This window comes from Paenibacillus sp. PvR098, assembly GCF_017833255.1.
GTDB lineage: Bacteria > Bacillota > Bacilli > Paenibacillales > NBRC-103111 > Paenibacillus_G.
Genome location: NZ_JAFIBU010000001.1, coordinates 3,335,845 through 3,359,945 on the forward strand (window position 1 = coordinate 3,335,845; position 24,101 = coordinate 3,359,945).

Genomic DNA, 24,101 nt, shown 5'->3' on the forward strand with positions numbered 1-24,101 from the left:
AAAGGAGACCCTAGTGGTCTCTTTTTCTATTTAAATGAGGTGAATCCATGCGAAAATATGACCCTTTGAAAATTGTCATTTCTGCCACCCTTCTTTGGACAAGCACGATTCTCATCGCCAGTGCAGATGGCAAAGCTCCAGGTGTACAACCAGGTTCCGTAGATGATCCGATTATTACCAAAAGCTACTTTGATCAAAATATTGATCAAAAAATAGCGGACGCTATAACAGGTCAAAGTGTAAATGAAGAAAAGCTCAAACAACTGATCGCTGCAGAGGTAGCGAAGTCAGGAACGCCCAGCACGCCTGGGGTTGGCAACAATAACGGACAGACAGATGCAGGTTCTGGCCTCACGGTTATCAAGCTCGAGCAAGGCCAAAGTTTATATGGTGGTGCAGGGACGGAATTCATTGTTCGAACGGGCAAGGTTGTTGCTTTTAGCTCCACTGCAGACGGGATTGCTGATGTAACAGCGGCCAAAGATATTACAGCCGGTACTAGCGTTGAACTAAATCACCTGCTCATAGTTCCGCGTGAAGGACGTGGGATTAAGCCGGACCCAAAATTCAAGCAAGAAATTTACGTCATGGTGCGCGGCAGCTATTTATTAACTAATGCTGATGGGACTAAGGTTACTCCATAATTTTACCCGTTTCTCCAATCATTCATACGTTTGCTCGCTTACATAAAGGAGACACTAATGCGTACATTCCGATAAAGGAGGTACTTTATAGTGGCTAAGAATAACAACAACAAGAAAGTGGTACCGGAGAGCGGAAAGGCATTGGATGTAATGAAGTATGAGATTGCTGCGGAGCTTGGGCTTCTTGTAGGCAAACAGGTGGCGGATATGAATGTTGAATTTGCAACTGAATTAGGGGCGATTCCATCATACACGGTAAAGGAAGATTATTGGGGACATATTGCATCCAGAGATGCGGGGGCGGTCGGGGGAACGATTACAGCCCGGTTGATCAAAAGAGCCGAGGAAATGATGCTAAATTTATAATCATGACAGCTATGTTAGTTTGACCAGGTCTCATCATAATTTGTTGACACACTTAGACAAATCCAGTAACATACTATAAAGAAGGTAACAGATAAAGAAACCTTTTCCAAGCGGAAAAGGTTGATTTTTTGTATGTTTACTTATGTAAAATGAATACTAGCAATAGGAGGTTTTTCTTATGTCTAATCCAGTGGGTCGCCGCTTATTCACTTCAGAGTCTGTTACGGAAGGCCATCCAGATAAAATTTGTGACCAAATTTCGGACTCTGTATTGGATGCGTTCTTGACGAATGATCCGAATGCCCGTGTAGCTTGCGAAGTCTCGGTAGCTACAGGTCTTGTGCTTGTGATTGGTGAAATCAGCAGCCGCTCCGAATATGTCGATATTCAAGCGATTGCGCGTCAAGCAATCAAAGACATCGGTTATACCCGCGCCAAGTTTGGATTTGATTCCCAAACGTGTGCTGTTCTCGTTTCTTTGAACGAGCAATCTCCTGACATTGCCCAGGGCGTAAACAAAGCGCTTGAAGCCCGTGAAGGTCAAATGTCAGATGATGAGATCGAAGCCATCGGTGCTGGTGACCAAGGGATGATGTTCGGCTTTGCCGTCAACGAGACGCCGGAATTGATGCCGTTGCCAATCTCGCTTTCGCACCAGCTTGCTCGTCGCCTGACGGAAGTTCGTAAGAACGGTAAGCTTGCTTACCTTCGTCCGGACGGAAAAACGCAAGTAACAGTGGAATACGACGGTCCTACTCCGGTTCGTGTGGATACGATTGTTGTATCGACGCAGCATGGGGAAGAAGTAACCTTGGAGCAAATCCAAGCGGATATTAAAGAGCATGTCATTAAGCCGATCGTTCCGGATAACCTGATCGATGCGGACACCAAATACTTTATCAATCCGACAGGCCGATTTGTTATTGGTGGGCCTCAAGGGGATGCCGGTTTAACAGGCCGTAAAATCATTGTTGACACCTATGGCGGGTACGCTCGCCATGGCGGCGGCGCTTTCTCCGGCAAGGATCCGACGAAAGTCGACCGTTCCGGTGCCTATGCCGCTCGTTATGTTGCTAAAAACATCGTAGCCGCAGGTCTCGCCGATAAATGCGAAGTGCAGCTGGCATACGCGATTGGTGTGGCGAAGCCGGTATCGATCTCTGTCGATACATTCGGCACTGGCACAGTAAGTGAGCAGAAGCTGGTGGACATCGTTCGCAAGAACTTCGACCTGCGTCCTGCAGGCATCATTAAGATGCTTGATCTGCGCCGCCCAATTTATAAGCAAACCGCAGCGTACGGACATTTTGGACGTACAGATGTGGACTTGCCTTGGGAGCGCACGGATAAAGCAGAGCAGCTGAAAGCAGATGCTCTAAGCTAATACAGCAGCACTGATCTGTCTAAGCAAGACGATCCGTATAACGGATCGTCTTTTTTGCGTTCTTGCCCGGATATTTTCAGAGGAATATCGTAACTTTTTGGATAGTAATAGAGTCTAAACTAAAGGAGAGTGGAAACGAGAGGAGAACAGAAGAGTGATTTTGCAAAAGAAATGGCGAAAGCTGTCGTGTGTCGTGCTTACAGCGTCTTTGCTTATGTCGTCTTGGCCGGGAACAGGTGGGAATGCGGCTTACGCAGCGACCGAACCGACCGTGACGATGGTAAGTCAGGAAATTTTGACATCCGGTGCTGTGATGAAGAACTATGTTTGGAAATCTACGCGAAGTAATAAAGAAATCCTGGTTAATGGAAAGGTTATCGAAGTCGATCTGACGAACCCTAACGTGAAGCTGGATGTCATGACCGGTACGGGAAATCAGTTTACGAAGAGACAAACTATTCTGGGTATGACGAAGGAAACAAAGGCGGTTGCCGGGGTAAACGGTGACTTCTATAATACGCAGGCGGAAGGTGTGCCCATGGGGCCGCAGATTTCGGGTGGAGAGCTGATGGCTACGCCTCCATATTTGCATGGATTTTATTCCTTTGGGTTGGATAAAGATAACAAGCCCGTTGTAGATTTATTTACTTTTAAAGGATCAATCATTGCCAAAGATGGAACGGCCTACCCGCTGGGCGGCATCAATAAAACGTACTACTGGTTCGAGCCGAACGGAGAACATAGCCATATCGACGGCATGTTTATGTACACGAACGCATGGGGTCAGATCGACCGCTCCAATGACGGAGTAACCGTACCAACAGAGGTTTTGGTTCAAAATGGCATAGTCAAACAGATCGCTGTCAATGGAATCATCAGGATGGTAGCCCCAGAGGACGGTTACATTCTTCGCGCGTCCGGCAAAGCGGCGGATTTTGTAGTCGCGCACTTGAAAGAGGGCGATCCGCTGAAAGCCGATTATCAAGTGCTTGCACAGGATCCGAATAAGACTTATGACGTCAGCACGTTTAAAATGATGATTGGCGGTCACACTATCATGGTGGACGAGGGTAAACCTGCCAGTTACTCGCGTGAAGTGTCCAGTCTTTGCTGCAATCGTTCGCGTACAGCAATCGGGTATTCGAAAGATATGAAAACGGCCTATCTGATTACCGTTGATAACTTCGGCGATAGCAAAGGTCTCAGTATGAAGGAACTGCAGCAATTTATGATTAAGGTAGGCGTGTGGAAAGGTCTGAATCTGGACGGTGGCGGATCGACGCAGATGGCCGCACGTCCACTCGGGGAATTTGAGCCGGTTCTAGTCAATAAGACAGAAACGGGAGCCCAGCGGAGTGTTGTCAACGGTGTAGGGGTGTACTCGACTGCGCCGCAAGGAGAGGCGAAGGAGATCTTCATCCAGGCCCCGAGCTTCATGTTCGTGGGAGAACAGGCGACTCTAAGCTATAAGGGCTATGATATTTACTATAATCCGGTGGAAACCAGTAAAGTGCCTGCTCAGTGGAGCGTAACAGACAATAGAGGCACCTTTAAAGACAGTGTGTTCACTGCGACGAAGTCGGGGGTGGCCAAAGTGACCGCTGTGAGCGGTAAGGGGCAGGCGACAGCAGATATCGAAGTGGTAGGCAGAAACCAATTGAAGAGCATGAAAATCAACACCGATGAAAGGGCGCTTTCCGAGGGGGAAACGGTTAACCTTCCTGCGGTCATCGCGACTAACTTGGCTGGAAAAAGCAGAGAAATCCCGCCACAACTTATTCAATGGGAAGTACTCGGCATTAAGGGAGAAATGGCCAACGGAACATTGAAAGTAACCAGCTTGGCTGGAAGCACTGGTGCCCAGCTCATAGCCAAATATGACGGTTACAGCACAACGGCCGTGATACCTGTAGGGGTTGATAAGGTTTGGTATGATCTGGACAATTTTGCAGTTATGACCCAGACCAGCGTGAAGCCTCAGGAGGTTAAGGCTGGAGTAGCTATTAAGCCAGGTGAAACAGGAAACAAGTACCTTGAGCTGAATTATGATTTCACGCAAGGTAAGGGGAATAAATGGGCGTATGCGACGCTGGATACTGGCGTTGTAATTGAAGGTCAGCCTCAATATATGAAGGTAAAGGTCAATGGTGACGAAAGCCTGAACTGGCTTCGTGCTGAAATACTGGATAACGCGGGTAAGGTTCATTTGGTGAATTTGGCGCGCAGCATCGACTGGAAGGGATGGAAGCAGGTGACCGCCGATCTGTCCGATTACCCTATCAGTTATCCGATCCGGGTGAAAAGCATTTATGTTGTGAATGAGGAGATTGGTCAGGATGAGCGGCTCGCCAAGAGCGCTATCGGGATTGACGACATCACATTTACGTATAGAGGCAGCATGGAGAAGCCTTCTTTCAATTCGATTAGCTTGACGATCAATAAGATAGCAGTGACCGTGAACGGAAAAGGGATGACGCTGGAGCAAGCGCCAGTGATTGAGAAGGGGAATACATTGATCCCGATTCGTTTTGTGACGGATGCTCTTGGAGGTACGGTACGTTGGGACGATGCGGAGCGCAAGGTCACCGTCATTCGCGGCGGCAAAATGATTGATCTTTGGATTGATAATCCCGACCTGATCGTGAATGGTCAACGAGTCACGGCAGAGGTGCCGCCGGTAATTAGGAACAATTTAACGATGGTTCCGCTTCGCATTTTATCGGAAAATTTAGGATGGAAAGTGACGTGGAACGAGAAGACCCGCCAAGTGACCTTGCAATAATTAGTACTATCAGCCCTCACAATCTTTCGGAAATATGGTACTATATTGCTAGTACTACCAAGAAAAATGGCGAAGGAGCTTTGTCCGGATGTCTGTCGATGTTTTTGACCGCGTCATCAAGAATGCCATTGATGTCATGGAGAATAGCAAATACCAAATTTTCGAGATCTGTGAAAGCGTCCGGGCAGAACGCGAAGCGCTGAACAAAGAACTGCAAATGGTAATCGAAGAAACGGCGAGAACGATTGATACGGTAGACCGCTTTGAGGTGGAATACCGGCGTTCTCGTGTGCGTTTGACAGAAGTAAGCCGTGATTTCAAGCGTTTCAATGAGGAAGATATTCGTACGGCTTATGAAGCGGCTACCCAGCTTCAAGCCCAATTGGCGATCCATAGGGAAAAAGAGCTGCATCTGAAGATGCGGAGGGACGATCTGCAGAAACGTTTGAAAAACTTGGACACGCAGCTCGAGCGAGCGGAAGCGCTCGTTTCTCAATTCAGCGTCGTGCTGGAGTATTTGACCGGCGATTTGAATCAAGTTACGCGGCTCTTGGAGTCAGCTAAGAATCGTCAGCTTCTGGGACTCAAAATTATTTTGGCTCAGGAGGAGGAACGCAAGCGGATCGCGCGTGAAATCCATGACGGACTGGCCCAGAATATGGCGAACATGGTGCTTAGGACAGAAATTACTGAAAGAATGCTGGCCAAGCAGGCTTATAATGCTGTGAAGAGTGAACTCAATGACTTGAAGTTTAGTGTCAGGAGCGGGATTGAAGAGGTCCGTAAGATCATCTTCAATCTCCGTCCCATGGCGCTCGACGATCTTGGTTTAGTCCCGACATTAAGGAAATTCATACAAGATTATGAAGAGAAATCAAAAATTCGAACGAACTTTGAATTAATCGGCAAAGAAATCCGTCTGCCCTCCGGCATGGAGGTGGCGGTGTACCGTTTGGTTCAAGAAGCATTCTCCAATGTGCATAAGCACGCCGCAGCTTCATTCGTCACACTAGAGCTCACATTCCAGCAGCAAATGATCAAACTCACGATCACGGATAACGGGGTCGGTTTCATTTCAGACAATATCGATAAGAAAATCGCTGACGGTACTCATTATGGGTTAATGGGCATGCGCGAACGCGTGGAGCTGCTCGAAGGAAGACTCGATATTCATTCTACCGTTGGGGTTGGAACGAAAGTATCCATGGTCATACCGATCAAGTCAGAATCCAAGGAGGATTAATCATATGGACCTTATGGGCAGCGGCAAACTCCCTATTAAGCTTGTTCTCGCGGACGACCATCAACTGTTTCGCGAAGGGGTTAAACGCATTTTAAATATGGAGAGCGACCTGGAGGTTGTCGGGGAATGCGGCGACGGCATTCAGGTTCTTGAACTGTGTAATACACTGCATCCGGATATTGTGCTGATGGATATCAACATGCCTATCGAGAACGGTGTAGTGGCTACAGAGAAGCTGAAAGACATTTTTCCGGACATTAAAGTGATCATTTTGTCCATTCATGACGATGAGAGCTACGTGTTTGAAACGCTTCGTAAAGGTGCATCCGGCTATCTGTTGAAGGACATGGAGGCAGAGTCGCTGATTAATGCCATTCGTTCAGTCGTCGCAGGGCACGCTTATATTCATCCGAAGGTGACCGGGAAGCTGATTAATCAGCTTCGCCGCATGACGTATCTGGACGAGCAGGGAGTTGCCTCATCCAGTATAGCAAAAGAGGCTGATGTAAAATATGTACATATGGATAACAGTCCGTTGACGCGCCGGGAAGCCGAAGTACTCCGCCTGATGGCCGAAGGCAAGAGCAACAAGATGATCGGTGAGTTCCTTTATATCAGTGAAAAGACGGTAAAGAACCATGTCAGCAGTATTTTGCAAAAAATGGAGGTTGACGATCGTACCCAAGCGGTTATCGTGGCGATAAAAAACGGTTGGGTCACGTTATAAGAATACAGGCGTCATCATTGTCTGATCAGGTATTGGGATAGCGGTAAAGGAACCAACTTCTCTTGAGCGGCATATAATGCTCTTAAGGGAGGGAGCCGCTATGATGCTAGGCTTGGTTTGGATTATGGGCTGTTACGCTGCGGGGATCGTGCTCGTTCATTTGCTATATTGGCGTTGGAAACGACGGGGAACCGAACCTGCTGCACATTATGTTCTGCGAACATACAATAATCAGCTGCAGATGGAGTGGTACCTTCGCTCGCTATACTTTTTTTCTTGGACAAAGGGCAAGACGATCACCGTTACCATTGCCGATGAGGGATCGACTGACGATACATTGGCTATTGTCGACAGGTTAAGATTGGAGCATCACTTGAATATCTGGACGACAGCGGACATGGACTGGGATGAATGGGTTCTGAAGCATCAGAATGAGCAGGTGATTGTGATCCAGCTTAACCAGAACGAGGGTTTGGATAACGCTTACAGGTTTCTATAAGCAACGGAATGGAGGAGATTGGACGATTCATGAAGGCTTTGGTCTATGTTTTGCTTTATCCGAAAGGCAGTTCCTGGCACGTTTCCTTGGATATGCGAGCCGACAGAGACCATTGGGTCGGATTACACGGCAACCGATTCAAACTTCGTGTGCTGGAGCCCGCCTTATCTTTCGGACAAGCTTTGGAGCTGGTGCATTATATTTCGCAAAAGACACCGATGGAGAAGCAGCTGGACATGCTGCGCAGCGGAGGCAGGGAGATCGGGATCACTCGGGAGAAGCTAAGAGAGTGGCAGTTGTGGGAATGGACGCCATCTCAGCGGGGGCATTCTTCTATGGACGGTGATGCAAAGCTAAAGCGAGTGCTCACGGCGATGACGGCGTCGCTGGAGGGGCGTTTTTTGCTTTTGGGGGAGTTTCAGGCATTCATGCAGCACCAGGACGAAGCATATTGGGCAGAGGCACCGGATTACTACTTGCAGCGTGCTTGGCTGCAGGGACGCATCGTGCTCGAAGCTGGCGTGGAGAAGCGGGAGCCTATCTGGGGACTGAGGTCCTTGCTGCCTAGGGCAACGAGAGGGCGTTGTAGACGGTGTGGGAGCCAAGGGGCTCAGCGACATCTCAAAGGGGAGGGAACCGGACAGCGGCCCGGAGAAGAACCGGAATCGGTTGTATGGACCGATTGCCCGCATTGCGAAGGCCCATGTCCTTACTGTGAAGCGTGCTTAACGATGGGACGCGTACGGTACTGCACACCATTTATCCGAGTAGGGGAGTGTAGTGATAGGCGAAAAACGGGCGAGATGACACCAGAGCCTGATCGGCATGCTTTGCTCAGCCCATGGGGGTTAAGTGAGGTTCAAGCAGAAGCATCGGGATCGGCGTTGAAATTTTTGAAAGCAAATAAGTCCCTTTCAAGGAAAAATGATAAAATGCAGCCGGCTGCTAAATTTTTGATCTGGGCCGTGACCGGAGCGGGGAAAACGGAAATGATTTTTCCGATGATTCAATATACGCTGGCTTGCGGCGGTAAAGTGGCGATCGCTACCCCTAGACGCGACGTGGTGCTTGAGCTGAAGCCGCGGCTTGAGAAAGCTTTTCCGTCGGCCAGGGTGGTCACGCTCTATGGCGGGAGTGAGCAGCGATGGGAGCAAGGGGAGCTTACTTTGGCTACAACGCACCAATTGATGCGGTTTCGCCAGGCGTTCGAGCTTGTGATCGTGGACGAGCTGGATGCATTCCCTTACCACAATAACCCGCAGCTGCAGTATGCGGCGGAGCAGGTTTGTGTCTCGGGGGGCGCGTATATCCTGCTGTCGGCAACACCACCGTTAGAACTGCAGAGGGCGGTACAAAAAGGAACGCTGCCGCATGCGCGAGTAGCCGCAAGGTATCATCGGCATCCTCTTCCGGTGCCCTCCCTGTTGGTGTGTTCTCCTTTGAGGCAAACGCTTCAGCAGGGCGAATTGCCTGACAAGCTAAAGCAAAAGCTGAAGGCTTCGCTTGACCGAGGCGCTCAAATCTTCATATTTGTGCCGAAAATCGCGATGGTCGAGCCGTTCACGGAGCTTCTGCGTGGGTTCTTCCGCGACATAAACATACAGGGCACGTCTTCCAAGGATGCAGACCGCGCGAGCAAAGTAACCGAATTTCGTGCCGCGAAAATTCGAATGCTGGTGACGACGACAATTCTGGAGCGGGGGGTTACGATACCCAAATCGGATGTGTTTATTTTGGATGCGGACTCGCCTGTTTTTGATGCTGCTGCGCTGGTCCAAATGGCCGGAAGAGCGGGGAGATCCGCTCAGGACCCAAAGGGGCTTGTCGTGTTTGCCGCAAAAGAAAAGACCCGTTCTCAATCTCAGGCTGTAAAGCAAATCGAGGATATGAATGTTCTGGCTCGAAAGAAAGGGTATATCGATTCATAGGAGGGGTGCCGTTTGTTGAAGGTTAGCCATGTGATTCGGTGGATTGCCCGCTGGATAGGCCAGACGGAGACATTGCTTACGCCGAGTTCCTCGTCCTGCCTCGTGTGCGGCGGAAGAGAAAGTGGGGTCAGGCGTATACCCGTCTGCCGGCGCTGCTATGAGCTCATTCCATGGATCCATGAAGTTCGGTGTGATCGGTGCGGACGGCATGAGGAGTGCCCGGACTGTCCACGGCGCATAGATACACATTTCACCCAGAACCGCAGTGTTGTTCGTTATGACGAACATATGAAAGATTGGCTGGCCATTTATAAATACCGGGGCAAAGAATCACTTGCAAAGGTGCTCGGCCCTATGCTGCTGCACGCTTATCATATGCATCATAAGGGCAAGGTTATATCTGATGCGGCCGAGTGGATCACTTACGTTCCTTTGAGTGGACAAAGGCTTGCCGAGCGGGGGTTTAATCAAGCGGAGCAGCTCGCTAGAGAACTTGGAAGGTTGACCGGCATACCTGTGGTTCCTTTGCTGACCAGAACGCGTCATACCGACAAGCAAAGCTTCAAAGCCAGAGCCGAGCGGCTTGATGACATGCTGGGGGTTTTTGCTCCTGATCTTGGTCAAATCACTCCCATTGCCGCGGCATGCAGAAAAGGACAAGTACGCCTCTACCTTGTAGATGATGTGTATACGACGGGAAGTACCTTTAACGAATGCGCCCGCACGATCAGGACGATTTTGCCGGTTCGTGTATATGGTATCAGTTGGGCAAGGTAGGCCCAGGTGTGAATTTCCTCACATTTGTCGAAAAAAGGTGTGCATTGTCGTATTTTTTGAGATACACTATAAGGTAGAGATGGGTCCGAAAGGAGCGGGTTGTCATGAGTCTCAATGTGGAAAACTGTGTGCGCTGCGGTAAAGTGTATTTAAAAAATAACTTTGGTATGTGTACGAACTGTATTAAGGATATTGAAGCTGAATATGAGAAGTGCTTAAAGTTCCTTCGGGAAAACCGGACATGCACGATTCAAGAGCTGAGCGACGAAACAGGCGTGGATATGAAGCAGATTGTGAAGTTTATTCGTGAAGGACGTATTTCCATTAGAAATAATCCGAATATGGGCTATGAATGTGACATGTGCGGAACGATTATTCGTACGAACAATATATGCGACAACTGCCGATCTCGCTTGGCCAAGGACTTTGATCATCTTCATGAAGACGAGGAACGGAAGAAATCCCGAGAGGAACAACAAAGGGGTTCTGCCTTCAAAATCAGGGAAGATCGAACAAAAAATTGATTTTCATATAAACTTTTAAAAACAACCCACCGATAAAAGTAGTAACGTGAATCGGTGGGTTTACTATTGCTGTCAGTTGAGGTGAGTTAAATGAAGATTAACGGGACGAATCAAGTGAGTTCGGTAAATCAATATAAGAAGAGCCAGGAATATATGCAGACAGCTGCATCCGATAAGAAGAGCAAGTCGAAAGATCAGGTGGAGATTTCGGATGTAGCCAAGGAGCTGCACGGCAATTCGGGGATCGTATCGGCCGACCGGGAAAGACTAGACGAATTGAAGAAATCGGTGAAAGCGGGTACGTATCATGTCGATGCCCGCACGGTGGCTGAGAAAATATTTCCATTTTTAAAATCCTAATTGGAGTGGATAGCCATGTCTTTGGAAGCCTTGCTACAAACAATGGCAGAGCTGAATGATGTTCATAACACCTTATTGGATTTGGCAGAGCGGAAGAAGCATGTGCTTATCCATAATGAAGTGGAGCAATTAACGCAAATTGTGAACAAAGAAAACAAGCTGCTGAAGCGGATCGGGGAATTGGATCAGCAGCGGGTGGAAGCGACCGGGGCCTTTTTGATGGAGAAAGGGTATAAACCGAACCCCCGAGTGACCGTCAGCGACTTGACGAAGATAATTTTTAACATAGATGAGAAAAAAATGTTAATGGATGAACAGAAGCGACTCATGGCAATGATTCGCAAGCTGCGGGAGAGGAATCAGTTGAATCAGCAGTTGCTGGAACATTCACTGGCGTTTGTTAATTATTCCCTGGACCTTATTGTTGGGGCACCTGAGGATGATGTAGTTTACACCAATCCACAGCAGCAAACGTACGGTACGAAACGCCAAGGGCTTTTTGATACAAGAGCATGACAGAGTGAGTGATCGGAAAGGGGGCATAAGGGAATGCGTTCTACATTTGGCGGGATTGAAATAGCCAAGCGAAGCTTGTTTACACAGCAAGCAGCTTTAACGACAACCGGGCATAATATTGCGAATGCGAATACCAAGGGATATTCCCGTCAGGTTGTGAATATGGTCGCTTCGAGGCCGATCGAGTACCCCGGGCTTATGCGCAGTAATGTGCCGGGGCAAATGGGGCAGGGTGTAGAGTTCGATCAGATCAAGCGGGTTCGAGAAGGATTTTTAGATAACCAATTTCATAATGAGAACAAAGCACTGGGCGAATGGTCGATTAGGAAGGACACATTGGATAAGCTTGAGGCTATCATTAACGAACCGTCAGATACGGGAATCAGACAGACCATTGAAGGTTTTTGGAATGCATGGCAGGAGCTTAGTAAATCACCTGAAAACACTACGGCGCGGGTTCTAGTTAAAGAGCGAGCACTGGCAATGACGGATGCATTTAACCATACGGCTCGACAATTGAAAGAACTTTCTGGTGATTTGACGGAGAGCGTGAGCATCAAAACCAATGAAGTAAATACTATACTTTCGCAGGTTGCAAAGCTGAATGAAGAAATATACCGAATCGAAGGACTTGGTAATAGCGCCAATGATTTACGTGACCAGCGCGATTTACTTGTAGATAATTTGTCTAGCATTATTAACATTTCGTACACAGAAGAAGCGAATGGTTACAATATTCAGATGGGGAATGTTCAATTGGTTGCAGGGAGGCAGGTAGCGACTGTTTTTACGAGGGAGTCGCTAGAAGCGCATGTCGCTACCGGCAATCTGAACAGCGGCGAAGTATACGGGATGCTCCAATCCCGAGACTATAATGTGGCCAATTATCAGTTTCAGTTGGATTCCATGCTGAAGGTATTGGTGCAAGGCGACGTCCAAGTCACGCTGCCCAAGGATGCAGTGATTCCGGCAGGAACAACGTTGACTGTCGTTAATCCTGATGGCACGACCCAACCTAGAACTTTTGGAACAACGATAGCAGAACGTACTTTGACTGAAGACCTTCCGGTTATCGTGAAAGGGTTTAACGGTTTGCATGAACTTGGATATTCCGGAAGTAGTCCTTTGACATCGGGCATTCCCTTCTTCTCTTTAAAGCCTGGGACTACAGAATTCAGTGCGGAGAACGTCACGGTTAATGCAACAGTATTGAATGATGTATCTAATATTTCTTCCTCTTTGAGAACTTACATGGATACCGATGGAACAGAGAAAGTAGTAAAAGGTAACAATGACATGGCTTTACTGCTGGCTGGTATCCGAGGGAAGAGGGTTAGCTTTGAACCTTCGCCCACAGGCAGACCCATTCTGACGGATGGTACCTTTGATGAATTTTTCCGTTCTATGGTTGGAGAGTTGGGTGTGCAGAGCCAAGAGGCTGCACGTCAAGCGACCAATCAACAGATTTTGGTTGATCAAGTGGACTCCAGAAGACAAGCCGTGAGTGGTGTGTCGCTTGATGAAGAAATGGTCAATATGATTAAATTCCAACATGCCTATAATGCAGCGGCGCGCTCATTAACCACCTTCGATGAAATGCTGGATAAAGTAATCAATGGTATGGGTGTAGTTGGGCGATAGCATCTAAGGGCTTCAAATAATTCGAGGTGAAAACAATGAGCATGCGGGTTACGCAGGGAATGCTGAACAATCAATTCCTTCGCAATATGAATACGAACCTTAATCGAATCAATGACCACCAAAATCAATTATCGACCGGGCGCCGTATTAATAAGCCCTCGGACGATCCGGTCGGTATGAGCTTCGCTTTGCGTTACAGAAGCGAACTCTCCGCGAATGATCAGTACGAAAGTAATCTGGATACAGCGACCTCTTTGCTAGATTTTACAGATACCATGATGGGTCAAGCTAACGACGTCATCCAGCGGGTTCGTGAGGTGGCGGTTCAAGGAGCCAATGGTACGAATCCGCAGCAGGCGCTTGATGCCATGAGAAGTGAAGTCGATCAGATATATAAGCAAATGGTTAGCATTGGAAATAGCCAATTCAATGGGCGATATGTATTCAATGGGCAGCTCACGGATAATCCGCCTTATTCAGAAGCCACAGCCGCGACGGACAAGGTAGATACCGGAGACATCGTATTTGAGATCGGAGTCGGTGTCCGAATAGCGGCCAATAAAACGGGGAATAAAGTATTCGGGGAAGCGGTTGACCTTAACAATCCGGGTGCCAATGATAATATTTTTAAAGTTATGCAAGATCTTTCTGCAGCTTTAGCAAGTGGCAATACGTTAGAAATAAACAATACGATAGGCAGACTGGATCAATGTAATGATAAATTCCTCGAAGCTAGAGCGGATGTAGGTGCTAGGATGAATCGAATGGAGTTGGCACAATCCCGTCTGGCTGATATCAACGTGAATCTTCAAACGCTGAAGTCAAAAACAGAAGATGCGGATGTGGCCGAGGTGATTACCAACTTGAAAACCGATGAGAGTGTATATCAATCCTCACTCTCAGTCGGAGCTAAGATAATCAGGCCAAGCCTTATTGATTTTTTGAGATAACATAAGAGGGTAGCCAAATGCAGATTCCCCAGATTCAGATTAGACAGCAAAACGCCCGATTGGGTATAGATGCCGATCCTGGACAGCTGGTCATAAAACAACCCAAAGCTACGATCGAAATGCAAGCTATTCACCCAAAGCTTCATATCGATGCAGAGCAAGGGAAGCTTTACATTGATAACAGGCGGGTCCAAGATGCACTTGGAAACGGTCCTCATTTGGAAGTCATGAACCGGATATACTCGAAATGTAAAGAAATCGTGTTGCAAGGAATAGCTAAGAAGGTAGAAGACGGAAACCGGATGGCTATGATTCACACGGGAGAAGACGCGATCGTCGCCCTTGCTTTGCAAAGTACTCAAGACCTGGACTTCTTTGAGTATATGTATGTGGGCGATGCTTCTTTCGACAATATTGATATACGTTTCGAGCCGGGTAAATTCGATATTCAAGTTGAAGAAGGCCGAGTGGATATACACGTACAGTCGAATCGTCCTGAAGTCCAGTATTATCCGGGAAAGCTTGATATCTATGTGTCTCAGTATGCCCAGGTTGAAATTATACCACCTCAGATGAATATTAAAATATAATATACAAACAATGGAGCTATAGATCAGTACAGTCTATAGCTTTGATTTTTATATGTAACGTTATTTTTGAGATTGGAGTTGTTTTAACATGATCGTGTTGAATACAGCGAGTTTAGGCGAGATTGAAATATCCGAGGAACAGTTAATCGCGTTTAACGAAGGCATACCGGGGTTTGAAGAGGACCGGAGATTTGTCATCCTGCCGGTTGATCCTGAATTACCTTTTGCCTACTTGCAGTCTGCGGATGACGAAAGAATTCATTTTGTTGTCGTCGATCCTTTCTCCATGTACAAACCGTATGAATTTCATATCGATGAAGAGACGCAAACAGAGCTTGGGATCGAGAGTGAAAAAGATGTAGAAGTATGGTGTGTAGTTACAATTCAACAATCTTTGGAGAAAGCCACAGTTAATTTACTGGCGCCTATCATTATCAATTCAAACCATCGAACGGGAAAGCAAATGGTTCTGCATCAATCTCAATATCATACTAGACATTTGATTTCGGATTTAGTGCATCAAACGGAAAAGGAAAAGGGGTGATTGCATATGCTGGTCTTGTCCAGAAAGCTCGGAGAATCTATCATTATTGGCGACCAAATTGAGCTCGTCGTGGTAAGTGTCGAGAAAGATGTGGTCCGTCTAGGGATTAAAGCACCGAAGCATATGCCCATCTTTCGTAAAGAGCTGTACGATCTACTAAAAGAGTCAAATGAAGAAGCCTCGAAAAGCGAATTGAAGCCGGAACAGTTTAAAAATCTATTGAAGAAAAAGGAAGAATAATTTTTTTAAAAATGCTATAAACTTTCGCGTACCATCAGACGATATATGTAGTAACGAGTTGAGAGGCCAAGGGCGGCCGACCTAAAAGGTCTCTCATCTCTAAACTAAATCCACATGGATGTGGATTCGACCAACTTCAGGGAGGAAGTATATATCATGAGAATTAATCATAACATTTCTGCTTTGAACACTCACCGTTCTTTGACTGCAAACTCTGCAAACACTGCAAAAAACATTGAGAAGTTGTCTTCCGGTCTTCGTATCAACCGTGCTGGCGATGATGCTGCAGGTTTGGCAATCTCCGAGAAAATGCGCGGCCAGATCCGTGGTTTAGACATGGCTTCCAAGAACGCTCAAGACGGTATCTCTTTGATTCAAACAGCTGAAGGTGCTTTGAACGAAACACACAGCATCCTGCAGCGTATGCGTGAACTGGCTGTTCAGTCTTCTAACGATACCAACACAACTTCTGACCGTGGTCAATTGCAAAACGAGGTTAATGAGCTTGCGAAGGAAATTACTCGTATTGCTAACACAACTGAGTTCAACACGAAGAAATTGTTGGATGGTTCCGCTAGTACTGGTTCCGGTGTAACTGCTGCATCTGACTTGACTTTCCACATTGGTGCGAATGAAGGTCAAAACATTACACTGACGATCACTGCAATGGATGCTACAACCCTTGGCGTAGCTGGCGCGACTACTGCTAACACAGCAGCAGCAGGTGCAACTGCAGCTAACACAGTTGATGGTATTAGCATTGCAACTCAAGCAGAAGCAGACACAGCAATTACGGCAATCAACACTGCGATTGAAAGTGTTTCCGCTGAGCGTTCCAAACTTGGTGCATATCAAAACCGTTTGGACCACACCATCAACAACTTGGGTACTACTTCCGAGAACTTGACTGCAGCTGAATCCCGTATTCGTGATGTAGACATGGCGAAAGAAATGATGGATCAAACGAAGAATAACATTCTTGCTCAAGCTGCTCAAGCTATGCTTGCTCAAGCTAATCAGCAACCTCAAGGCGTACTTCAACTTCTTCGTTAATCGTACTTTCGTAAAAAACCTTAGGCTTAAGCCTAAGGTTTTTTTTATTGGAATTTAGTGAATTCGGAAACTTGGTCAACATTAAACCAGATGTTTCCAAAATGCTCACAATACTATCCATATCATCCGATATATTAGATTATATAAGCCTTGTAATCAGGATAGACATTTAATGAGAGGTAAGGTAATCGATGAACAAACAATCTATATCACTTTGCATGATAGTAAAAAATGAGGAAAAACATCTGAATAAATGTCTGGAAAGTGTAAAAGAGATTGTAGATGAAATAATCATTGTCGATACGGGCTCGAGTGATGGTACTTTGGAAATTGCAAAGGAATATAACGCTAAAATATATCATTTTGAATGGGTAGATAGTTTTGCGGCAGCACGAAATTATTCAATCAAGCAGGCCTCTTCCGATTATATTTTGCATTTGGATGCTGATGAGTATATCGAGCCAGGAGCCGATATCCAAAAGGATATGGAGTCAGGAAAAGATTATTATTTGATGAAGATCAAAAATTCTATATCAACTGGGGGAGCATTTACTCATACCGCTGTCCGGTTATTTAAAAATAACAAAAACTTCTATTACCAGAACCGGTTGCATGAGCAATTAAATATACATGATGAGGTTAATGAGTTTACATCAGGGGAAGCGAACTCAATCATACACCACGTAGGGTATTCCAATGATATCATGATTGAAAAGAATAAAGCAGATCGAAATCTGCCGCTAATGTTAAAAGAGGTCGAAGAAAACCCCACCGGGTATAATTTGTATAACATGGGCAAAGCGTACATAGCAAAGGATAATTATGCAGAAGCCCTTCCTTATTTTACCAGGGCCTATCCTCTAAGCAGAGACAGAATCTATTTAGGCGAGCTTTTAGCTAAGATGAGTCTTTGCTTACTTGAACTTCAAAGGCATGAAGAAGGGCTTCAAATATTAAAAGATGCTGTAGAGTTATTGCCGCTGGATGCAGATTTGCGTTATACACAGGCAAGAATTTTCTACGAATGGGGATATTTAAAAGATGCTGAAATTTCACTTAAAAAATGTTTAGAAATTGGCGATAAAGGCGTTTTGGTAACAGAGGGTTCTGGTGGTTACCGGGCTCAACTAATGCTTGCAGAATTATATGAAAAACAGGGGGATTTATTAAAGAGTTTTAACGAAGTAACGAAGGTTTTGAAACAGAAAAAAACGTTTGTGCCTAACATCGTAAAATATTTAAATATCATGTTGCAAACAAATATACCTATGGAAGATGTTTATTCAAACCTTAAGAGCTTGTATAACATAGTTAGTGTGGACGAGCTGACAAGTCTTCTAGAGGTTCTATATAACCTTCGTCATCCGCTATTATACCGCTATATTTTAGATTATAAACTTAATGTGGAAAGCCATGTTCTGGCGGTTGCTAAGCAATATGCGAAATCTTATGAGGACGCTCGCGAAGAATGGTACTCCCTGTCCCAAATAGAAGATGAAAATGTGACGGACATCGTGTTACTTTCTTTCGTTTTGGGAGACAAGGAATTGCTTTCAGTTAGGAAATCTTTATTGAATTTATCTAATAAAGATTGGAAAGTTCTTAACAAGATCGTGATAAAGGATAATGTAGAGGAAAAGATAAGCGAAGAAATAGAAAAAATCTTATTAAAGCTTTCAACTCATCTTATTGTCCTTCAAGAATTTGATCATTTTGAGTATATCTCTAAGCTTTTATTGAAGGGTTCGGCCAATATAGTATTTGAATTAAGTAAGACCCTTTATGACTATGGATATAATGACGTCTCGGTTGATTTTCTGTTAGCTAATATGGACCGCCATCCGACTCACATAAAAACGATTGAATTATTAGGTGACATTTGTTTGCGAAATAATAACGATCAAGATGCGCTAGTACTCTATAATCGTTTATTGAATTTTAAAAAAGATTATCCGACCTATGAACGTTTATATAATCTTTATGAAAAGATGAATGATAAGGAGGGAATGAACAAGATTAGGCAACAAATCGAAGCTTTATTTCCGTTATGTAATTGGGTTTAAAATTAGCATCAATTTTTATGGCTACCCTCTGATAATTAGATAAGTGGAGTTGAATAGCTGGATGTCGAATCCAAAAGAAGAACTAGAACAACAAAAACAACTTTTTAAAGATAACATACAAGTTTTGATCAATAACGGGAATATAGAAGAAGCATGCTCCTTAATTAAGGAATATGAAAAAATAGAAATGAATGATATTGACATTGTTAATATGAAAGCCATTATCTTTATGATAAAAAATCAACTCGAAGAAGCTGAACAGTTACTTTGGCGCGGAGTCGAAATAGATAACAAAAACAAAGATCTCTTGTTTAACTTGGCGTATCTATTTGAAATACAGGGAGAAATTCAGCCCGCTATTAACTTTTATTCGAGAGTAATGAAAGCAACAGAAGACTCTCACCAAAAAAATGAAATATTAAATACGATATTAAAATTGAAAATGACTGAAAACGCCGCGGAGAGGAAATTCATTATTCTCTCTTCATGTCCTTGGGGTATGCTCCAACGGCCTCAGTACATCTCCGAGTCTTTGACGAAGCTCGGCTACGCTGTTGAGTATGTTCAGCCGCCTACGAAGGCTAGTGCTCAGGATTCAAACGTGACGCTTAACGAGGCGATGCAGTTCAGTGAAAGCAATGCTAAAGAAGCGGGGCTTGTTCATGTTCATGCACCGTCATCGGTCTATTACGAGGACAATTTAATAGTAGATAACTATAAAGAAATCGTACAAGGCTTGATTGACTCCGCAGCTGAAGAGGTAGTTGTTATCTGTTATCTCCCGTCTCAAGTAAACATGATTCATCAATTGAATGGAAATTTTAAAGTTGTGTATGATTGTGTTGATGAGGTCAGCGTTCAAGAAAATGATCCGAACGGCAAAAGTGATAGAGAGCATGAGATGTCACTTCTCAAAAGAGCGGATATCATAACCACAACCAGTGCTTCTCTTTATTTATCAAAATCCTTAGATAGGTACAATGTTTATCTTCTAAAAAATGCTGTCCGTTATGAGGACCTCGGAAAAGATGTTCATGATAAGATAAGGAAAGAGTTGACGGGCATTCCCGGTCCCAGAGTATGTTACCTGGGGGAAATGGATCTATTGTTTGATGCGGAGCTATTTTACAACCTAGTAAGACAAAATAGGGACAAGTCATTCGTAGTTATAGGTGATGATAAAGATAACGTTCTATCTATGAAAGAAGACAATCTATATGTTCTAAATACAGAACATCAGCTCATTGAAGGTTATCTCAAGAATATGGATGTTGGAATCATACCTTTGAAAATTGATAATGACATGATTTTAAAATACGATTCTACAACCCTGTATAAATATGTAATGAACGGTTTGCCCGTCGTTTCCACCCAACTGCCTGAAATCGCCTTAGCGAAAGATGATATAAAAGTATGCGCTGGGTTAAAGGAATTTAATAGATCTTTAAACGAGGCAGTGAAACAAAAAACGGACAGAGAGGCATTCCGAGAACTTGTCAGGGAGAATACATGGGATGCTCGTGTAAAACAATTGTTAAATATATTGGATGGGAAAACAAAACCATATATTAAGACGGAAACGATTAAAAACTTGCAAGCGGGTTTGAATAAAATATCGGCAGCACAAAGTAATCCTATCATTAAATCTTTATACTCACTTACGTTTGCAAAGTCAGATACGAATATGTTCTACCAGCTTGCCAAAGAAGCATATATGGAGTTAAAAACACCTTTTACATTAACCAATTATGCTTATGCATCGTTTCTTACGGATCAATGGTTGGAATGTGCTAATATGATTGCCGAAGACGGAAACGCAGACCCTACCTATAAAGCGGAATTGCTGTTTTTGTTGGAACATCATTTACACCAAAACCTTGGTATCAGGCTGCTTCATCTGGCAAAAAGATATCCTGATATACAGGAACAAGTTGATAAACTGGAAGATGCTGATTTATTTAAATACGAGCTTGCCCATTACTGTTTCGAAGTTGGAAACTACGATAAAGCTTTCTTGATGTATCAGGAGATGTTAAGCAGCTCTTTTTTAAGCGGCAGTCCTTTATTGAATAAAAATGTATCTGATATCCTGATCCACAATGGAAAGCTCATGGATAGCCAGATTTTTAAACAAAAATGGGCTGATTTGATGGAAAAATATATGGGCGACAAAGCGAGTCAAAACCTGGGGGTTGCGATGAAGGCTAACGATAATCAACCTAGGTTTAGCATTGTCATCCCGACAAGAAACAACCAAAACACCCTTAAATTTACACTCGACACCTGTCTTCATCAACAATTTGATCATTTTGAGATTGTTGTTAGTGATAACAGCAATAATGACAACACCAAAGAGCTAATCGACAAAATTGCTGATAAACGAATTAAATATTTTAAGCCTGAACGAGAGCTCGCGATGACCGATAACTTCAATTTTGCAGTTTCTAAGGCAAAAGGAGAATACATTATCGTTTTAGGGTCGGATGACGGGTTATTATTACATGCTTTAAGCACCTTGGATCGTATTTTGTATTCATTGCAAACCAAGCTGCTTCGCTGGAACTTGGTTCCTTATGGATGGCCTGATGTGAAGATCAAGGGATATGAAAACTATTTTCAAATACCAAAGACCACCTTGGGCAATATAAACCATGGGATTATTGAGAGTGAGAGCTTGATCAAAAGCGTAATTCAATTAGAAGTCCCTTATAACTCATTGCCGATGCTGTATATGAACTCGGTCGTACACCGAGACTTGATCACGCTGCTCCAAGAAGAAACAGGCTCCGTTTTTAAGGGAATAAGTCCGGATGTGTACTCTGGTTTTGCATTAGCATTTATTGAACAAAAATTTGTCTCCATCGACCTGCCGATGAGTATAGGCGGATCGTCCGGTAATAGTAATGGAATAGCACATTCTTATGGCAAAGATAAGGAATCTGAAAAAATAAAGCAGGATTTTATTAAATTGAATAAAGGTGTCGGGGTCAATCGTTTTCATATTCTTCCCGATGTGCCTGATGTAGCCGTAGCTGTAGCAGAATCTTTCATTACAGCTAAGAATGAATTATTCCCCAATCATGTTGAATTGAACCTGGATAGAAAAAGGCTAGCTCAATATTGCGCTGAAAATCTAAACAGAACAGACGAAAGCTTCAACGACTATTTACAAAATATATATATGTCGCTAGATGATGAGCCTGGCCTTAAAAAGTGGTTTTTAGAAAACTATATGAACCGGTCGGATTTTGGTAAAGCGGGCAAACCTGCTTTTAAGTATAAAAAGGGCTTTTCGGCTAACGGGGCATTAAATTTGGATGCAAGTGAATTTGGTATCACGGACGTGTATGGTGCTGCAGAATTGTTCAGAAAAATTACTGGGTGGTAAAACTAAGAAGAACGTATCGCGCGTTAGTTTCCGAGAGCAAAGGAAGTGAGTTCATTGAAAGCCGTCATTTTAGCAGGAGGCTATGGGACAAGAATAAGTGAAGAAACCCATTTAAAACCCAAGCCGATGGTTGAAATCGGGGGGAAGCCCATACTGTGGCATATCCTGAAACTCTACTCTCATTATGGGATCAATGATTTCGTGATTTGTTTAGGATATAAGGGTTACATTATTAAAGAGTACTTTGCAAATTATTTCCTTCATACGTCGGATGTAACATTTGATATCGGTAATAATCAGATGGAGGTTCATTATCGTTCTGCCGAGCCTTGGAGAGTAACGCTTGTGGATACAGGGGAACACACCATGACAGGCGGTCGTTTGAAAAGGGTGCAAGAGTATGTGGGAAATAGCACCTTCTGTTTTACGTATGGCGACGGGGTTAGTAACGTGAATATTAGCGATTTAATTGATTTTCACAAAAAAATGGATGTTAAAGCAACGGTGACATCGGTTCAACCGCCTGGAAGGTATGGAGCCATAGATGTAAAGCAAGATAAAGTCATTAGTTTTCATGAAAAGCCAAGTGGTGACGGGAATTGGATTAACGGCGGATTTTTTGTATTAGAGCCTTCAGTATTCGATTACATCAACGGGGATGAAACCACGTGGGAAACAGAACCCTTGGAAAGTTTAGCTCTGGAAGGACAATTGGCGACTTTTCGTCATAAAGGTTTCTGGCAGCCCATGGATACATTACGGGATAAAGTAAAACTTGATGAATTATGGATGCAAAATAGAGCGGAGTGGAAGGTTTGGAGCTGAACAGATCTTTTTGGGAAGGTAAGAAGGTTTTAATAACGGGTCACACTGGATTCAAGGGAAGTTGGTTGACCTTATGGCTGACACAATTGGGGGCGGAAGTGATTGGATTTTCCTTGAATCCAACCACTTCTCCTAATTTATTTGAATTAGCTCATGCGGATGCCGGCATTACATCGATTACCGGGGATATTTTAGACTTGGAAAGTCTAAAGAATACTGTAGACTCTCATGAACCTGAAATCATTTTCCATCTGGCTGCCCAATCTTTAGTGAAAAAATCATACACGAATCCGACAGATACGTTCTCAACGAATGTGATGGGAACAGTAAATATTTTTGAAGCGTCTCGACAATCCAAGTGTGTAAGAGCCGTTGTGAATGTAACAAGTGATAAATGTTATGAAAATCGAGAATCGCCCTATTGGGGTTATCGTGAGAATGATCCCATGGGGGGATATGACCCTTACAGTGCGAGCAAAGGTTGTGCGGAGCTCGTTACAAGCTCGTACCGAAATTCATTTTTTAAAGATCAGAGCCCGGTTAAATTAGCTTCGGTTCGAGCAGGAAATGTAATAGGCGGCGGGGATTGGTCGGCCGATCGGTTGATTCCTGATATTGTTCGAGCCATTGAGTCCCAAAAGTCGATTGCAATAAGGAATTTATCGGCCATTCGTCCTTGGCAGCATGTGTTGGAGCCCCTTCATGGATACCTTTTGTTGGCTCAAAAATTATATGCCGGCCATAATGACTACACCGAAGCCTGGAATTTTGGACCTAAAGAGGACGGAATCGTTTCTGTAGGTACGCTTCTTTCTTTATTTGAAGAAGCGTGGGGAGAAAAATTAAATTATATTTCGGATGTTCCCTCTCAGTTCCATGAGGCGCATTTTTTAAAATTGGATTGTTCAAAAGCAAGTTATAAATTGAATTGGCATCCGAAGCTTAATGTGAAGGAAACGGTAGACTGGACGGCTGCATGGTACAAAAACTATTTTAACCGGACAGATATACGTCGATATACATTAGATCAAATTGAAAAATACATGCAGTTATAAGA

The 24,101-nt window shown here is 44.5% G+C and carries 22 protein-coding genes; all 22 read left to right on the forward strand.

All coding sequences use genetic code 11. From position 1 onward, the window contains the following. Positions 1-47: 47 nt before the first annotated feature. A complete protein-coding gene (locus JOE45_RS16585) occupies positions 48-644 on the forward strand; it encodes a hypothetical protein (protein ID WP_210023246.1) in 597 nt (198 codons plus the stop codon). A gap of 90 nt (positions 645-734) precedes the next feature. Then, positions 735-1,010 carry an alpha/beta-type small acid-soluble spore protein gene (locus JOE45_RS16590; protein ID WP_210023245.1) on the forward strand — a complete coding sequence of 92 codons (276 nt, stop codon included), beginning with the start codon at positions 735-737 and terminating at the stop codon, positions 1,008-1,010. A gap of 178 nt (positions 1,011-1,188) precedes the next feature. Then, positions 1,189-2,394: a methionine adenosyltransferase gene (metK, locus tag JOE45_RS16595; protein WP_210023244.1), complete on the forward strand. Its 1,206-nt coding sequence runs from the start codon at positions 1,189-1,191 to the stop codon at positions 2,392-2,394. Between the two features lie 154 nt (positions 2,395-2,548). Beyond that, positions 2,549-5,176 (forward strand): stalk domain-containing protein, encoded by a 2,628-nt coding sequence (locus JOE45_RS16600; RefSeq protein WP_210023243.1) that lies wholly within the window; start codon positions 2,549-2,551, stop codon positions 5,174-5,176. An 88-nt stretch (positions 5,177-5,264) separates the two neighbouring features. Beyond that, a complete protein-coding gene (locus JOE45_RS16605; protein WP_210023242.1) occupies positions 5,265-6,419 on the forward strand; it encodes a sensor histidine kinase in 1,155 nt (384 codons plus the stop codon). 4 nt (positions 6,420-6,423) lie between these two features. After that, entirely contained in the window at positions 6,424-7,146 is a 723-nt protein-coding gene (locus JOE45_RS16610) for a response regulator (RefSeq protein ID WP_210023241.1), read from the forward strand. A gap of 100 nt (positions 7,147-7,246) precedes the next feature. Beyond that, positions 7,247-7,645, forward strand: a complete 399-nt coding sequence (locus tag JOE45_RS16615; protein ID WP_210023240.1) for a hypothetical protein — start codon at positions 7,247-7,249, stop codon at positions 7,643-7,645. Positions 7,646-7,674: 29 nt separating this feature from the next. Beyond that, a complete protein-coding gene (locus JOE45_RS16620) occupies positions 7,675-9,573 on the forward strand; it encodes an ATP-dependent helicase ComFA (protein ID WP_210023239.1) in 1,899 nt (632 codons plus the stop codon). Between the two features lie 12 nt (positions 9,574-9,585). Then, positions 9,586-10,350 (forward strand): ComF family protein, encoded by a 765-nt coding sequence (locus JOE45_RS16625; protein ID WP_245247048.1) that lies wholly within the window; start codon positions 9,586-9,588, stop codon positions 10,348-10,350. Positions 10,351-10,454: 104 nt separating this feature from the next. Further along, positions 10,455-10,874, forward strand: coding sequence for a flagellar protein (locus JOE45_RS16630; protein WP_210023238.1), 420 nt, complete (start codon positions 10,455-10,457; stop codon positions 10,872-10,874). A gap of 90 nt (positions 10,875-10,964) precedes the next feature. Continuing rightward, on the forward strand, positions 10,965-11,234 hold the full coding sequence (flgM, locus tag JOE45_RS16635; protein ID WP_210023237.1) for a flagellar biosynthesis anti-sigma factor FlgM: 270 nt from the start codon (positions 10,965-10,967) through the stop codon (positions 11,232-11,234). Positions 11,235-11,249: 15 nt separating this feature from the next. Beyond that, on the forward strand, positions 11,250-11,750 hold the full coding sequence (locus tag JOE45_RS16640; RefSeq protein ID WP_210023236.1) for a flagellar protein FlgN: 501 nt from the start codon (positions 11,250-11,252) through the stop codon (positions 11,748-11,750). A 33-nt stretch (positions 11,751-11,783) separates the two neighbouring features. Beyond that, positions 11,784-13,391, forward strand: coding sequence for a flagellar hook-associated protein FlgK (gene flgK / locus JOE45_RS16645; RefSeq protein WP_210023235.1), 1,608 nt, complete (start codon positions 11,784-11,786; stop codon positions 13,389-13,391). Positions 13,392-13,432: 41 nt separating this feature from the next. Further along, entirely contained in the window at positions 13,433-14,341 is a 909-nt protein-coding gene (gene flgL, locus JOE45_RS16650; protein WP_210023610.1) for a flagellar hook-associated protein FlgL, read from the forward strand. A 17-nt stretch (positions 14,342-14,358) separates the two neighbouring features. Then, positions 14,359-14,931: a DUF6470 family protein gene (locus JOE45_RS16655; RefSeq protein WP_210023234.1), complete on the forward strand. Its 573-nt coding sequence runs from the start codon at positions 14,359-14,361 to the stop codon at positions 14,929-14,931. A gap of 88 nt (positions 14,932-15,019) precedes the next feature. Then, the gene (fliW, locus tag JOE45_RS16660; RefSeq protein WP_210023233.1) at positions 15,020-15,475 is read left to right on the forward strand and encodes a flagellar assembly protein FliW; all 456 of its coding nucleotides are present in this window, start codon (positions 15,020-15,022) and stop codon (positions 15,473-15,475) included. Positions 15,476-15,481: 6 nt separating this feature from the next. Next, positions 15,482-15,715: a carbon storage regulator CsrA gene (gene csrA / locus JOE45_RS16665; protein WP_210023232.1), complete on the forward strand. Its 234-nt coding sequence runs from the start codon at positions 15,482-15,484 to the stop codon at positions 15,713-15,715. Between the two features lie 156 nt (positions 15,716-15,871). Next, positions 15,872-16,768, forward strand: coding sequence for a flagellin Hag (hag, locus tag JOE45_RS16670; RefSeq protein ID WP_210023231.1), 897 nt, complete (start codon positions 15,872-15,874; stop codon positions 16,766-16,768). Between the two features lie 191 nt (positions 16,769-16,959). Continuing rightward, on the forward strand, positions 16,960-18,831 hold the full coding sequence (locus JOE45_RS16675; protein WP_210023230.1) for a glycosyltransferase: 1,872 nt from the start codon (positions 16,960-16,962) through the stop codon (positions 18,829-18,831). Positions 18,832-18,892: 61 nt separating this feature from the next. After that, the gene (locus JOE45_RS16680) at positions 18,893-22,219 is read left to right on the forward strand and encodes a glycosyltransferase (protein WP_210023229.1); all 3,327 of its coding nucleotides are present in this window, start codon (positions 18,893-18,895) and stop codon (positions 22,217-22,219) included. Between the two features lie 54 nt (positions 22,220-22,273). Beyond that, on the forward strand, positions 22,274-23,044 hold the full coding sequence (gene rfbF, locus JOE45_RS16685; protein ID WP_210023228.1) for a glucose-1-phosphate cytidylyltransferase: 771 nt from the start codon (positions 22,274-22,276) through the stop codon (positions 23,042-23,044). After that, positions 23,041-24,099, forward strand: coding sequence for a CDP-glucose 4,6-dehydratase (gene rfbG / locus JOE45_RS16690; protein ID WP_210023609.1), 1,059 nt, complete (start codon positions 23,041-23,043; stop codon positions 24,097-24,099). The genes rfbF and rfbG overlap by 4 nt, the downstream gene beginning before the upstream one ends. The last annotated feature ends 2 nt before the right edge of the window (positions 24,100-24,101 follow it).